Genomic DNA, 1,188 nt, shown 5'->3' on the forward strand with positions numbered 1-1,188 from the left:
GAATCATCCCCGCCTTGGGCCAAACAGTCATATTTATGTCATGTCAGGTCCGCAAGCTTGGATCTGTCCGCAAACAACAGGTCAATAACAACAAGGACGACCTCATGCCTACACAAAACCCACACCGCATTGTCGGCTTGTGCACTTCCAGCAAGGTGTACAACGCATTGACCGAACTCAAGCACCTGGAAGGCCATCGCAGCGCGAAGTTCCTTTCCCTGCTGGCGGAAAACCTGGTGCGCAAAGGCCTGCTCAATGAGCACGAAGTGGTTCATATGCTCGATCTGGTCGTCGATTGAGGCCATCAGTCATCGGCGTCAATGACGACTATCGAAAGCGTTGATTTTCCGTTTCTGCGCCAAGTCCGTAAGGTACCTCCATCGATTGATGGAGGTACTTATGTCCCAGATTCAGATCATGTCCGTTATCGGCAGCGCCGTTCCCGCACCGCTTAGAGCGCTGGGGTTGCTCGCCTGCTGGTATCTGGTGCAGGACGGTGAACCCATCACTGGTCCGCTCACCTCGCTGCCGGACGCCCAGGCTTTGTCGCTACGTATCGACCAGAGCCAGCTCAGCGCCTAAGGCAGCTGGACCTTCGGTTTGGTTTCAAGGTAAATGCCCCAGCTCGACATGAACAAGGCTGCAATCAATGGCCCGATGACAAAACCGTTGAGGCCAAAGATCGCCAGACCGCCCAGGGTCGAGATGAGAATCAAATAGTCCGGCATCTTGGTGTCCTTGCCCACCAGGATCGGGCGCAGCACGTTATCCACCAGACCGATCACAAAAATCCCGTACAGCCCCAACACCACGCCCTCCCAGATCGCCCCGCCGAGCAGGAAAAACGCCGCCGCCGGCGCCCAGATGATCCCCGCCCCCACCGCTGGCAACAGCGACAAAAATGCCATCAGCACCGCCCAGAGCAACACGCTCGGGATGTCCAGAAACCAGAAAATCAAGCCACCTAAAGCGCCCTGCGTGATTGCCACCAACAGGTTGCCTTTTACTGTTGCCCGCACCACCCGATTGAACTTGAGTTGCAACCGACGCTTTTGGTGTTCCTGCAACGGCACGGCTGCGCGAACTTCGCGTGCCAGCTCGGCACCGTCGCGCAAAAAGAAATACAACATGTAGAGCATGATGAAAAAGCTCACCACAAAATCAAACGTACCCTGGCCGAAACTGAAC

3 protein-coding genes are annotated in these 1,188 nt (G+C 55.9%); 2 read left to right on the plus strand and 1 reads right to left on the minus strand.

Annotated elements, in window-relative coordinates; translation table 11 throughout:
* Positions 1-104: 104 nt before the first annotated feature.
* Both AC1DRJ_RS28625 and AC1DRJ_RS28630 read left to right on the plus strand, forming a co-directional pair.
* Entirely contained in the window at positions 105-299 is a 195-nt protein-coding gene (locus tag AC1DRJ_RS28625; RefSeq protein ID WP_007944773.1) for a hypothetical protein, read from the plus strand.
* 100 nt (positions 300-399) lie between these two features.
* A complete protein-coding gene (locus tag AC1DRJ_RS28630) occupies positions 400-582 on the plus strand; it encodes a hypothetical protein (protein ID WP_477805101.1) in 183 nt (60 codons plus the stop codon).
* On the opposite strand, the gene AC1DRJ_RS28635 is transcribed toward AC1DRJ_RS28630, so the two are convergent.
* Positions 579-1,188, minus strand: a 610-nt coding sequence (locus AC1DRJ_RS28635; protein ID WP_477805102.1) for an AI-2E family transporter, incomplete at its 5' end; no start/stop codon positions are given. The two genes, AC1DRJ_RS28630 and AC1DRJ_RS28635, sit on opposite strands and share 4 nt — an antisense overlap.

The organism is Pseudomonas sp. P5_B2 (assembly GCF_056400445.1).